This window comes from Pseudoalteromonas sp. GutCa3 (assembly GCF_002836155.1).
GTDB lineage: Bacteria > Pseudomonadota > Gammaproteobacteria > Enterobacterales > Alteromonadaceae > Pseudoalteromonas > Pseudoalteromonas arctica.
In genome coordinates, this window is sequence record NZ_PJBK01000083.1 from 1 (window position 1) to 14,395 (window position 14,395).

Sequence of the window (14,395 nt, forward strand, 5' to 3'; positions counted from 1 at the left end):
GCCATTGCTCGTGCAAAAGCTAAAAAAGCAGCTAAAGCATTAGAAGACGCTGAGCAGTCCGTGAGTGAAGAGCCACAAACTGATGCCCCTGTTGATGACAAAAAAGCAGCAGTAGCGGCGGCCATTGCTCGTGCAAAAGCTAAAAAAGCAGCTAAAGCATTAGAAGAAGCCGAGCAAACCACAAGTGAAGAGCCACAAACTGATGCACCCATTGATGATAAAAAAGCAGCGGTAGCTGCGGCCATAGCTCGTGCTAAAGCTAAAAAAGCGGCTAAAGCACTAGAAGATACCGAACAAACTCAGCCCCAAGAGCTACAAGTTGATAGCGCAGCACCTAAGAGTGCAGAAAGTAACACCGATGACTCATCAGATCTTATTAACGCAGATAAACCTAAATCAGCAGACGATAAGAAAAAAGCCGCCGTGGCTGCTGCAATTGCGAGAGCAAAAGCTAAAAAGTTACAAAAAGAAGGAAATAATCAGTCATGAAATTAACCATGGCCAGTTCGCCGCATAATCACAGCCATAAATCGTTAACGCGATTAATGCTTAGCGTTATTGCTGCGTGTATTCCTGGGCTAATTGCTCAAGTTTTCTTTTTTGGAACAGGTGTAATTATTCAACTGGTACTAGCGCTTGTTGCTGTAAGCGTATTTGAAGCTGCAATAATGCTAATACGAAAGCGCCCTGTTTGGCCTGCATTAAGTGATGGCAGTGCGTGGCTTACTGCCGTGTTATTGGCACTGAGTATTCCACCACTTGCGCCTTGGTGGATAATCGTTATTGGCTGTTTATTTTCTATTGTTATAGTTAAACAGCTTTATGGCGGCCTTGGGTTTAACTTATTCAATCCAGCAATGGCGGCTTATGTACTGCTTTTAGTTTCGTTTCCGGTACAAATGACCGCATGGTTGCCTGTTACCGATTTAATAAATACGCCAATAGGCTTTGCTGATCAGCTAAGGCTAATATTCACCGATTTTACGGCCTCTGGGTTTAGCCTAGATCAAGTACGTGCAGGGGTTGATGGCCTAACAATGGCAACACCGCTGGATACTGTTAAAACAGACATAGCACACGGTTTAACCGTTACCGAAAGCATGCAAAAGCCATTATTTAACGAATGGGCTGGCCTTGGTTGGGTGTGGGTTAACTTAGGCTTTTTAGTGGGTGGTTTATACTTATTAAAAGCAAAAATAATTAACTGGCATATTCCTGTAAGTTTTATCGCAAGTTTAGCTGTATGTAGTGCTATTGGTTATATCGCATCACCAGGTACAGAGCCGGGCACCCTATTTCACTTATTAAGTGGTGCCACTATGATGGGGGCCTTTTTTATAGCAACCGATCCGGTATCTGCAGCAACAACTAACAAAGGGCGCTTAATTTATGGCGCGCTAATTGGCTTACTAATTTATTTAATTCGTACCTTTGGTGGTTTTCCTGATGCCATCGCATTTAGCGTATTATTGATTAATATTGCAGTGCCGCTAATAGACTACTACACACAGCCACGTACTTATGGCCATGGAGCAGTAAAATGATCATTTCGTCAATGGCTAAAAATGGTGCTATTTTAACTGCGTTTGCGTTAGCAACAACGGGCTTAGTTGCCTCTATCAACGCGCTTACTGCCGATAAAATTGCAGAGCAAGAACAACTGCAACTTACTGCGCAGCTACAAGAAGTGCTCGACCCAAAATCGTACGACAATCAATTATCACAAGATTGCGTAATTATTACTGACGAAAAGCTAGGCCCACACGCAAACCAAGTAATTTACCGTGCTCGTAAAAACAATAAACCAGTCGCTGTTGTTATTAGGCATGTTACGCCAAACGGCTACAGTGGCGATATTAACTTATTAACAGCTGTATTGAGCGATGGCACTATTGCTGGCGTGCGTACGACTAAACACGAAGAAACCCCTGGTTTAGGCGACAAAGTAGAAGTTAAAAAGTCACTTTGGATCACAACATTTAAAAGCTTAACGGTTGAAGGCGAAGAAGACGCTCGCTGGGCTGTAAAAAAAGATGGCGGCCAGTTTGATCAATTTACAGGCGCGACCATAACGCCACGTGCTGTTGTGGGCTCTGTTAAAAATGCCGTATTGTTCGCACAAACTAATTTTGATGATATTTTTGCAGCACCTAATGCCGAATGTATGGAGGTAGCTAAATGAGTGAGTTAAAAACATTATACAAAGAAGGTGTATGGGTAAATAACCCTGCCCTTGTGCAGCTTTTAGGTTTATGTCCACTGCTTGCCGTTACCTCAACTGTAACAAATGCCTTAGGTTTAGGCTTAGCAACTTTACTCGTACTAATAGGCTCAAATGTTACCGTATCAATTGTGCGTAACTGGGTGCCAAAAGATATTCGTATACCTGTATTTGTAATGATCATCGCGGGCTTTGTAACAATAGTTCAATTACTCATGAACGCTTATACCTTTGGTTTATATCAATCATTAGGGATTTTTATCCCGTTGATTGTAACTAACTGCGCCATTATTGGCCGCGCCGAAGCATATGCCTCTAAAAACCCTGTTCATTTATCAGCATTTGACGGCTTAATGATGGGCTTAGGCTTTATGGCTGTACTGTTAGTATTAGGTACTATGCGCGAACTAATCGGCCAAGGTACGCTGTTTGACGGAGCCGATTTATTACTTGGCCCATGGGCACAGAGCCTGCGCATAGAAGTATTTAACTTTGATAACCAATTTTTACTGGCAATTTTACCACCGGGTGCCTTTTTAGGGCTTGGGCTACTTATTGCTGCAAAAAACGTAATTGACGCACAAATAAAATCAAAACAAGTTGCACCGCCAGAGGCTGAAAAAGGCCCTCGAGCACGTGTTACTAGCTTAACTTAAGGGGAAAACGTATTAGAGCTACAATTAGCACTAATACGTTTTAAGTTGCATGAATAAAGAAAAACGTCACCAAATACTGTCGCGCCTGCGCGACGATAACCCGCACCCAGTTACAGAGCTTGAATATTCAAGCCCATTTGAGTTACTAGTAGCAGTAACTCTTTCAGCACAAGCAACTGATGTAGGCGTTAATAAAGCCACTCGAAAGTTGTTCCCTGTTGCTAATACACCACAAGCCATTTTAGATTTAGGTCACGATACACTGCGTGATTATATAAAAACCATAGGCTTATTTAACTCTAAAGCTGCCAACGTGTACAAAATGTGCCAAATATTGGTAGATGAACATAACAGCATCGTGCCAGAAAATCGTGAAGCCCTAGAAGCCCTACCAGGCGTTGGCCGTAAAACCGCTAATGTTGTACTCAATACAGCCTTTGGCTGGCCTGTAATAGCCGTAGATACACATATATTTCGTGTATCTAACCGTACCAAGCTTGCCATGGGTAAAGACGTAGTTGCTGTTGAACAAAAGCTTGAAAAGGTTGTACCAAAAGAATTTAAAGTAGACGTGCATCACTGGTTGATTCTTCACGGACGTTACACCTGCGTAGCACGTAAACCTAAATGTGGCAGCTGTATTATTGAAGACTTGTGTGAGTTTAAAGATAAGACTGAGTAATGCTCATTTATAAAAAACACTATTAAATACTTAAAATTAATAAATATATAATAGTGTTTTCAGTGGTAATAGTTTAGAACTAACTAATCAAAGCGATAAGTAATGTAAACCTCTGATTTAAAATCATTTGCTTTCAAATTATTTTTTTGACTGTAATCTACATTTATATGTCTAAGACTTGCTAACTGCATTATAGGTCTTAAATCTATACTTTCTATGTTACTCACACTTAAGAACCATAAACGCTCTAATTTTTCAAATCCATTTAATGATTTAATATTTATTCCATCTAACCTTAGAGTCCTCAAACTTTCTAGTGAAGATAATAATTCGATGCTAATTATATCATTATTGGATATATCTAAGTTCGTTAACGCTGTATGATTTCTTAAAACTGAGATGTCAAATATTAAGTTATTGGATAAATCTAGTCTAGTTATTGCTTTGAGATTATTTAAAACTGAAATATCAATTATTGCATTATCAAATAAATCTAGTTTAGTTATTTCTTTAAGATTACTTAAAGCTGAAATATCAGCTATTGCATTATTGGATAAATCTAATTCAGTTATTGTCGTCAAACCACTTAAAGCTGAAATATCAGCTATTGCATTATTGGATAAATCTAATTTTGTTATTGTCGTCAAACCATTTAAAGCTGAAATATCAGTTATTAAATTATAGGATAAGTCGAAATTCTTCATTTCAGGGAAATTGTTTAAAAAAGAAATATCAATTATTTTATTAAAAGATAAATTTAACTTTTTTAATGCAGACATTTTTTCTAAAAATTGAATGTCAGATATTCCTGTAGCAAATAAATCTAGTTCTTTTAAATTAACTAATTCTCCTAATGGAGAAGTATCTAAATCAGATAAATCAGTATTTTCGCACTTTAAGGTAGTTAGCTGATTTAAGCTAGAGAACACTTCAAGACTTTCAACAAAGAAAGAAGAAATATATAACTCCTTCAAATTTATTAAATGAGATAACGCCTGAATCTCATTTATATCAATACAGTCTAATGTAAGGATCTCTAGGTTTGTTAAATTTACTATATTGGCAAAATTTTCGACATCACTAGGTGAAACATTTAATTTTTTTAAGCCCGCCAAGTCAGATAAGATTGACATATCAAAGTTATTTACATTTGCCAAGTTTATACTTTCGAGCTTATGGAATTTTCCTAATATATTAAAGTTTATATAGTTACTACCAGTTAAATCTAATTCTGTTACTTCATTTTCGTTAAGCTGGTTTAATGGTGCAAGTCCTTGAGATAGCTTCCATTGACGCTCATTACCTAATAAATCATCTTGATTAATACCTTGCTCAATTAAATCTTCTTTTTGAACTAAAAAAGATAACATCACCCTAATTTTTTGATCGTATTTATGTATACCGTCAGCAATAATAGCTTCGGCTAAATTTGATTCTATAGCTACTTCACTGTCCATTTTTTTAATATCTGCACTCAACTTCTGAATATAGGAAGGCCTAATATCCTTGAAGTACTCCTTCAAGCGAATATAAGCATCAGGAGTGGCCATTTTAATTAAGGCTAGGGCACAGTAATAATCTTTAACTATTGATCTTCTTAGACTAGGACGAGCAAGGTATGGAATAGCAATACTTCCAGCAGATGCTAGGGCATCTCTGACCTTAGCAGTCGGTGGAGGAACAACTTTTTTGATCACTTCTTGCAATTTAGTAGAAAACCGAGGAGTAATCTCTCTCATATTTTCTTTGCACGTTAGCACCAATAAATAGAGTGATGTTGCAGCATTCAGGTTTTTAATTGACTCGAATTCATTTGCTTTAGAAAGTAGTTCTGTTAAATACTTTTCATTCTCTGACTTTGATGTTCGTAGACCTATCGCTAATTGTATTACTCCATTCCAATAATCATTTCCCGCATTTTTAGATAAACAATCAGTATCGTTCTCTGAAATTATATATTTTGCAGTATAAAACTCTTGAAATGTGCGATGCGTAAATTGAATTTCATTTAAACCTACTTGTACTAATAATCCACTGCGCTCAAGAAAAAACAAGAGTAAATCATCAGAAGATATTTTCCCTCTCAGTTCAGCCATATCAGTACTCTTTGATCTTAATCTTCGCTTCAGATCATTTGGGGAAATTGAAGTTTGACCATTATTGGTCATCCAAAAAGCGATATCTGAAAGGAACGACTCCTTATTTCTAAGATCTAATAAAACAAACGTATCTGCTTCGATGATCTTCTTTTCTCGATCTCTGCTATCGAGAAACAACCTACAGGTTGACTCATACAAGTCAGTTCTATCTTTTGGTAAATAACCATTACGGTCATGATGAAGCATGCATAACACGCCGCATAAAAGCGGGTTTTGTGCTAAATTTCTCAACACTTTTTGTTGTCGTAACTTTTCTAAAAGGCTACTTGCCTGTTGGTTTAAGGCTGTTGGTTTAGTCTTATCATATTCTAATGCAATAGCATGGTGCCAATGTTCAACAAAGTCGGACTGGGCTTTTCTATCCATAGTTTGTAATTGAATTACATTAAAGTCTAAGTGATCCAAAGACGTGTTCTCGTATGCAGATGGTCGCGAAGTTAATATGAACTGATTACCATCGTATCGTTCACAAAGGTTATTAATCCACTCAAGTACCTCTTGGCGTCTTTCTTTAGGCACCTCATCAAAGCCATCTATCATTATTATAGCTAGGCTATTTTCTAAAACCTGGCTAATCCACTCTCTATGTGAGTTTTCAATTTCAATTCCTTCGGTCATAAAAGAGTACAAATCCAATTCACTGGGTAAACTCGATTCATTCAAAAGTGATCTTAATTGGATTAACACTGGAATTTTTTTATTAAAATCAGCCTGCTCATTTTTAAATGATCTACGGCCACATTGTACAGTTAACCACTGTAACAAGGTTGTTTTCCCCTGCCCGGCTTCTCCAAGTATAACTAGTCGTTTATAACTAGTAAGCGCTTCATTAGTTGACATTACCTTGTTATCGTCAGAATTATTAAAATCTGTTTCCGTTGTTAAAGATATATATGCAACACTTAATTGATATTTTCTTGTTCTCTTCCCGAAGTTAAGCCCAAATATTTTCAATTCATCAAATCGCCTCGCTATTGCTCTTCTGAACTCATCTTCAACCAGAGCTATCTCATCATGTTGATTTGAGTTTTTTTCTTTCCAACGTCCTAACTCTTCCCTTAGCTTTTCAAAAAGAACATCTTGATTACCTAATTGAGTATTTAAATTTTCTTCAGACCATGCAGGAAGCGCTTGGCTGCAATCTATAATAAGCTCACAATAGTCTTTCAGTATGATATTGAAGGCATCTTTAATATTTTCATCAATATCAAAAACATCATCTTCAATAGTATGCATCTGTAAAGATCCATAAAGCGTATGAGGGTTATAATCGATTTTATCTAGCGATACATGTGTTGGAAAATATTTATTGAAAATCAAATTTAGTGAAGAAAAAACTTTTTCTTTTGATTTAAATTCAAGATTAGTATCAATTAATTTTTTGCTCAGCTCAACAAAATCATCTAGCAAGCTTTTAAAAGCGATCTCTCCTTGATTTCTTGCTTTTGCACCAAAAGAGGTCTTTAAGTGTTCCTCATATGAAACATTTTTAGGAGTTTCTAACCAAATACATGCTATTACAGAGACAATACACGGCGAGAGGGTCTCGTATAATAGTTCATCTATTAGTCGGTTCTCTCTGTCTTTTCTATGTTCAACATCCAAATTTGTTACTTCTAAATTAATTTCTTCTTTATGAAGTTTGCTATTAAGTTCAACATTGACTTCAGTAAATATATTTGGGAGCTCTTCGTAACGTTCAAAAAATAATGGGTGTACATTCGATTTTAAATAGAGCGCTTTTATTTTTTCAGGTAGATTTTGCCATTCGCTTTTTCTGATAACAACAATTGAATACTCTAACCGGCTTGATTTTTTATTCTCTTCACAATATTGATACCACTCGATTACTCTTGGGTCTAACATCGAACACCCTACATATACAATCGGGCGATCCAACAAAGTAATCTTAAGTTTTGCATCAAGAAACGGATATTTATCTGCAAAATTTAAATAACTGTCTTCATCCAATGTCCAAGCTTCTATGTTGGAAACCCCACCATGAATTTTATATAAAGAGATAACATTACTTTGTTCAATTCCAAAATTACTTTCATGGGTAACAACATTAAATTTTTTGTCTTTCCTTTGTAAAGCAGACTCCAGCAATTGATCATAATTAGTTGTAAAAATACTTTTCCACGGACTTTGGATTAGCTCTAAATGAGTGGTTGTGGGCTCATTGGATAAGCTGGTAAAAATATTAGAAAGTACTTTATTGAGTCTTCCGTAACCATTAACTTCTGCAAAATGTTGTACCCACAAAGTAAAAGATCTATTTGCCGAGTCTAAAGAGTACGTAGGATCATCCGGTACAAAGTCGGTGAGCTTTTTAAGACTTTTTTCTTTTAATTTATCTATCAGTTGAGGAGTTGTTGGATAGCCAGCTGGAACTGATAGGCCAGCACCAATCCAAAGTATAGGTTTAAAAGCATGATCTTTTTGACCTTGCTCTAACATTTTAAGAAGTACTTCCCATTCCTCTGAATTTTTAAAACTATCGGTCATCACATTTCCATTGCTTTATTTTTATTAAATTAATTATACATCATTACGTTACAGAGGAAACAAAGTTGCAACGGTTTAAGAAACCAATGAAAAGTTGATTTAATATGTATTCTCTACACTGATGAAAACTGTACTAATTACATTTTTACTAGTCTACAACTTCTAAATATAAGTTGAACAAAACTTGAAAAAGTAATCCCAAAAGAATTTAAAATAAATGTTGATATTACACGGGCGCTACACCTGCGTAGCATGTAAACCTAAGTTTGGCAGCTGTATTATTGAAGACTTATGTGAGTTTAAAGATAAAACTGATTAGATAAATATCAAAGCCTATCAATCCACCTAGATAAAACATTTTTATACGTAAGGCCGTATTAGTAAAATGTACAATTATTAGAACATTATCAAAGTATTAATTTCACAACGCTCACTCCTTTGGTTATGCTAGTGGGCATTATAAAATTATATTGCGAAACCCTCTATGCTACCTCTACTTCGTATCTTGATAATTGAGCAAGACCCAGCCACTTTACAAGGGCTTTCAACTAATCTGTCAAAGACCATTCCTAACTTTGAGCGAGATGATATTCATATCGATATTATTGAATGCCTTGAGCTTAAACGCGCGTTGGAACATGTAGAGGAAGATGGTGATATTCAAGCCGTAGTTCTAAGCTGGGATATGCACAATAAAGTGGGTGAGCGAATGTATAGTCGCTTTATCGAGGATTTAAAAGCAATTCGTCTTGAGTTACCGGTTTATGTTATTGGCGACGACACTAAAGGGCTGGAGATCGTAAACGAATCAGAAGAAATCGAATCCTTCTTTTTTAAAGATGAGGTGATTTCTGACCCAGAAGCGATTTTAGGTTATATGATCAACGATTTTGACGACCGCTCTGAAACGCCATTTTGGACGGCGTATCGTCGTTACGTTGGTGAAGCAAACGACTCTTGGCATACACCGGGTCATAGTGGGGGTTCTAGCTTTAGAAACTCACCTTACATTAAAGATTTTTATCAGTTTTACGGCCGCAATGTATTTGTTGGCGACCTGTCGGTTTCGGTAGACTCGCTAGGTTCATTGTCAGACAGCACCAATACTATTGGTCGCGCTCAAGAATCAGCCGCGGCGACGTTTGAAGTTAAGCACACCTATTTTGTTACAAATGGTTCATCTACCTCAAATAAAATCATCTTGCAGACACTCCTGCGCAAGGGAGATAAAGTAATTGTCGACCGTAATTGCCATAAGTCAGTACACTATGGCATTTTGCAATCTGCCAGTTACCCCATTTATTTGGCGAGTATCTTAAATCCAAAATATGGCATTTTCGCGCCACCATCGTTGGCCGACATCAAATTAGCAATTGAAAACAATACTGATGCTAAATTACTAGTGCTTACCGGCTGTACTTACGATGGCCTACTTAGCGACCTTAAACAAGTCGTAGATTATGCTCATCAATATGGTATTAAGGTGTTTATAGATGAAGCCTGGTTTGCATACTCTTTGTTTCATCCTAGCTTTCGTCATTATTCTGCAATACATGCTGGGGCTGACTACATTACGCATTCGGCGCATAAAGTAGTATCGGCGTTTTCTCAGGCGTCTTATATTCATATTAACGACCCCGATTTTGATGCTGATTTCTTTCGAGAGATTTATAGCATCTACGCCAGCACATCGCCAAAATATCAGCTTATTGCATCGCTTGACGTGTGCCAAAAGCAATTAGAGATGGAAGGCTATAAGCTGCTCAATGCGCTGCTAAATCATGTTGAAGAGTTTAAACAACAGATGGCCTCGCTTAAGCAAATTAAAGTATTAGCTAAGCAAGACTTTATGGAAATATTCCCGCATTTTAGTGGTGATAATATGGGCCACGACCCATTAAAAATCCTTATTGATATTAGTGAGCTACCTTACTCATTAAAAGATATTCATAAATATCTACTGGATGAAATTGGGCTAGAGATAGAAAAATACACACACAGCACCATTTTGGTTTTACTTACGCTTGGCGGCACGCGCTCAAAAATAATTCGTTTGTACAATGCGTTGAAAAAGCTAGACAGCGGTAAGGTAAAACTATCGAAATCGACGCGTAGAGCTCGCTTACCTGAAAATTTACCTGCCATAGATTTGGCGTGTATTCCAAGCGATGCTTTTTATGGCGACCGCGAATCTGTGCCTATCAGTAAAAGCAACAACCGCATTTGTGCAGGTTTAGTTACTCCATATCCACCGGGCATTCCGCTTTTAGTCCCAGGCCAGCATATCACTAATGACCATATCGAATATTTACAAGAGTTAGCAAGCCAAGGACTCACGATTCAAGGCAGTTTCGATGGTGAAATTTATGTTCTTAAGGGTAAGGTTAAAAAATAAAGGTATTGGTTTAATACTATCTCGATAATAATACCAATCTGCTTATATACGGGGTCTATTTAACGTTAAGAAAATTACGCTAGAACTAGGCAAAAATTTTTGTATCTAGTTGTTCTAAATAAAAAATTTTTAACGACGTTATAGTGCAATTTAACTCGTTAAATTGATCAAAGATTTATGCAGGTTGGTATAATTACTGGTGGCAGTGCCGCAAGACATTGCCGCTGTAACAGTATTTAAAAGTAAAATACAAAGTGGAATAAATCATTTTTATAAATGTTAACTAATTATAGTTAAAAAAAAGCAAGCCAGATGGCTTGCTTTTAGCGTCTTTAAATACACACACTTATAGACTCGATTTAACTATAACTTTTAAAATCTATAGCTAGCGCCAAATGTAATACGGCGGTCTGTAATACCTTGGAAACAAAGTAAAGCACCTTCGTTAACACAAGACTGGCTAACTTCTGATTCAGTTAAGTTAACGGCTTCAATACCGATATTTAGCTGATCGTTCACATCATAACTTATGCTGGCATTAAGCTGCCCTCTGTCTTCTTGTACAACAGGGAAACCCCATGGGAAGCTTGAAGTGCTACCAAAGTCAGTTGAACGGTACCCTTCGCGCCACGTGTAACGCGCTCGAGCAGATAGACCGTATTTCTCATAATAAAATGTAATGTTATATGCGTTTTCTGACAGATCAATTAGTGATTGCTTAGCACTTATGTCTGCATCCGGGTTACCGGTTGTTAATGCAAAAACAGCATTTGCACGACTCGTTGCGGTGTCAAATGATTCACCACCAGAAAATTCTTGATAGGTATAGTTAGCAACCACACCAAAACCTGATGCCCAACCTAGCTCTTTTTCAAAACTTGATAAGTCGTATTGAGCTGCAAGTTCAATACCTTGCTGTGTTGTTTCACCAGAGTCATTAATAGTAGTTTGTGTTGGTACACATAACCCTACGCCAGCATCTGGGCCAAATACGTTTATGTCTGCAATTGGATTAAATATGCCGCCACCTTCACACTCGGGACCATTTGTATCGCGAAAGCCTGTGCTTGGGTCTTCAAATGGGTCAACTTGCTGTGTAACGTGCAAATCACTACGTGTTTTATGAAAGTACCCCACACTTAACAAGGCAGCGGGTGCAAAATACCAATCTGTGGATATATCGAAAGAGGTTACTTCTTCTGGCGCTAAGCCTGAATTACCAATTGAAACGGCACTATTAGGGCTGGTGCCAAACGTAACTGATGTAGATAGGTCATCAAAATCTGGGCGTCTAATATCTTTTGACCAACCTAAACGAACAATCACATCTTCACTTACATTCGCGGCTAAATTGAATCGAGGTAAAAAGAAATCGTAATCACCTTTAGACGTTAGCTGAGTAACCAGTTCGTTGCCACTTCCATCTTGAGTAACAGAGTTACCTAGCGATGTAACTTCAGTCTCTAAATAACGTAGGCCAAAGTTACCGCGAAACATGCCATACTCAAAATTTGCTTGTGCATATAAGGCATGTGTTTCTTCTTCAATATCAAAAAACGCATTTACTTGAGACGTTGGTGAACTTATTGGACCGCGATCAGAACCCGTTATTACATTATTAGCTTCAATCGCTTGGTTAAGTACTGCTAATACAGCTTGTGGATCAGAGGATGCAAGCTCTGGGTTTATAAGTAAGAAATCACGAAGATAGAGTGCTCGCCCATCACCATCGTTAAAGTTATCTGGGCCCGCTGTTAATAATTGTGCAAATAAATCACCCGTTGGGCTATCAGCCATATTTCTTAAACCAACGTTAGAGCGAACTTGATCCGACACACTACTCGTTTTACTGTAGCGGTAACCAAAATCGACTGACGTTATTACATCATCTAAGTAATATGTAAAATCTGTACGAAACGCATCTTCTGTATTTTCTGACTCATCTTGCCCTTGGTTTACGTCACGTAGAACAACATTTGCAGGGTCGAGTAATTGAGCCATTGTTGGCGCGTTTGCCTCCCCCGTTGCAATCCCAAACGTAAGTGCATCACCTGTAAGATCATACTCAAAAGGAGTCCCGTTTTCATTTGACGAATTAGTAGCAACATTTGGATTTATAAAATTAAGCGTTGTATTAAAGCTTGGTGTAGTTGAATCAGAACGAGAGGTTGAGGCTTCAACACTTGCAAATAATCTATCGCCTTGCCATTCGCCCCCAATTCTAAATATTTTGCTCTTTGTGATGCGTGAATTAGTATCGCTAGAAAAACGCAAGTTAGGATCGCCACCACCGTCTTCAACCGGAATTACGCCTCTTACGGCCGCTTGTATGCTGCCTAGGTTTTGTCCGTCCAGTGAACCAAAATTAACTGTTTCAAATTCACTCGGTATTGATACATTTCTAAGATCACTTAGGCCAGATGCTTGTACTCTTGAGCTTTCTTGGCGGCGCTCTTGATCGTTAACAACTGCATCAAAAAAGAATTTCATATTATCGTTTGGTGCATATTCAAATGTACCTGCGAAGTTTTTTGTCTCGTATTCGTAATTATCGTAATCTTGAATTAAAAATTGTACTGGTAGAAAATCAAACGATTGTGCACTTGCAGCACCACTATCAGCGGCTACCGAATTATCTCTATCTGCGCGAGGACGAAATGCGGTTACGTCTTGCTCACTGTAACTACCACTAAATACAACACCAAACTTACCGCCCGAATCAAGCTCCCAGTTATCACCCCAAGCACCTGATACCCTAGGGGTAACGCCATCTGTTGATAAGCTACTATCTTCACCTTGAACTCTAATTGAGCCTAGAGTTTCATTTAACTGTAACGGGCGAATTGTTTTAAGGTTTATTGTTGCGCCCACAGAGCCTTCGATTGTTTTTGCTTCAGGTGACTTAATTACTTCTACACCAGAGATAATTGCAGCTGATACATCCTCAAAACTAATGCCACTTCGTCCAGACCCTGAGCCAACTGTTGATACGCCGTTCACTTCAGTGCGATTAGCATTGGTACCACGAATTTGAACACCCGTACCTACCCCTGCTTCACGAGTAATTTGAATCCCTGTTACGTTTTCAAGTACTTCTGCGAGGTTTTGATCTGGTAGCTTACCAATATCTACAGCCTCGATAATTTCAACAAGGCTATCTGCTGAACGCTTTTGTGCAAGTGCATTTGTAAGTGATTGTCGAATACCTGAAACCTCGATAACCTCAAGATCGTCTGCAGCTTTTTTTGGAGCTTCTTGCGCCTGTGTAGACAAAGACATACCAAGTGCGGTTGCCGATATAACTGCCAGTGTAATTTTAGATAACTTGTGACTCATAGTTTTTTTCCTGTGTGTGTGAAATGCTATGTTTAACCAGCTACTTTATTGTTTTTATTAAAAGCCCTTTCTTATTACAAAGTCTTAACTTTATATTTACACCCACACCTACAAAGGTCAACCTTTTGGTAATGAATTTAGATCAAATATTATGCAATGTGTTATTACCAAAATAGAAAAACCTAACTAAATTTCAAGTTAAAAGCAAAAATTACATTTTAAGTTGATGTTATTTATGGTTTTTAAATTCTATTAGAAATAGGACTGTCAATAACAAAGGTTAGAATAGTTATCGTTTTAAAAATGAAATAATTTAGGCAGGAGAAACCGATGATGTTGGGCGTGCTTAATAAACAGCATTATTGGTTAACCAATTTAATTGTTTTTTAGTCAAGTAGCGTAATTCTGGAGTGAGTTTTTTTAAGTACTGTTTGTTAG

General features: G+C 37.5%; 7 protein-coding genes and 2 pseudogenes. 7 read left to right on the top strand and 2 right to left on the bottom strand.

The window, feature by feature from the left end; translation table 11 throughout:
- From CXF64_RS15375 to nth, 5 genes and pseudogenes are all read left to right on the top strand, one after another.
- Positions 1 to 489: pseudogene (locus CXF64_RS15375) on the top strand (electron transport complex subunit RsxC); the annotation flags it as partial.
- Entirely contained in the window at positions 486 to 1,544 is a 1,059-nt protein-coding gene (gene rsxD, locus CXF64_RS15380; protein WP_101217445.1) for an electron transport complex subunit RsxD, read from the top strand. The pseudogene CXF64_RS15375 and the gene rsxD, both read left to right, overlap by 4 nt.
- Positions 1,541 to 2,182: an electron transport complex subunit RsxG gene (gene rsxG / locus CXF64_RS15385; RefSeq protein ID WP_002962266.1), complete on the top strand. Its 642-nt coding sequence runs from the start codon at positions 1,541 to 1,543 to the stop codon at positions 2,180 to 2,182. Before rsxD ends, rsxG begins: the two co-directional genes overlap by 4 nt.
- Positions 2,179 to 2,877: an electron transport complex subunit E gene (locus CXF64_RS15390; protein ID WP_002962263.1), complete on the top strand. Its 699-nt coding sequence runs from the start codon at positions 2,179 to 2,181 to the stop codon at positions 2,875 to 2,877. The genes rsxG and CXF64_RS15390 overlap by 4 nt, the downstream gene beginning before the upstream one ends.
- Positions 2,878 to 2,926: 49 nt before the next feature.
- Entirely contained in the window at positions 2,927 to 3,559 is a 633-nt protein-coding gene (gene nth, locus CXF64_RS15395; protein WP_024595475.1) for an endonuclease III, read from the top strand.
- 83 nt (positions 3,560 to 3,642) lie between these two features.
- Here nth and CXF64_RS15400 read toward each other — a convergent pair whose 3' ends face one another.
- Positions 3,643 to 8,226 carry a leucine-rich repeat domain-containing protein gene (locus CXF64_RS15400; RefSeq protein WP_101217446.1) on the bottom strand — a complete coding sequence of 1,528 codons (4,584 nt, stop codon included), beginning with the start codon at positions 8,224 to 8,226 and terminating at the stop codon, positions 3,643 to 3,645.
- Positions 8,227 to 8,406: 180 nt separating this feature from the next.
- On the opposite strand from CXF64_RS15400, the pseudogene CXF64_RS21005 reads away from it, so the two are divergent.
- Together CXF64_RS21005 and CXF64_RS15410 are read left to right on the top strand one after the other, a co-directional pair.
- Positions 8,407 to 8,545: pseudogene (locus CXF64_RS21005) on the top strand (endonuclease III); the annotation flags it as partial.
- Between the two features lie 165 nt (positions 8,546 to 8,710).
- Entirely contained in the window at positions 8,711 to 10,621 is a 1,911-nt protein-coding gene (locus tag CXF64_RS15410; protein ID WP_033027026.1) for an aminotransferase class I/II-fold pyridoxal phosphate-dependent enzyme, read from the top strand.
- 372 nt (positions 10,622 to 10,993) lie between these two features.
- On the opposite strand, the gene CXF64_RS15415 is transcribed toward CXF64_RS15410, so the two are convergent.
- Complete coding sequence (locus tag CXF64_RS15415) at positions 10,994 to 13,957, bottom strand: TonB-dependent receptor (RefSeq protein ID WP_101217447.1); 2,964 nt, start codon at positions 13,955 to 13,957, stop codon at positions 10,994 to 10,996.
- Between the last annotated feature and the right edge of the window lie 438 nt (positions 13,958 to 14,395).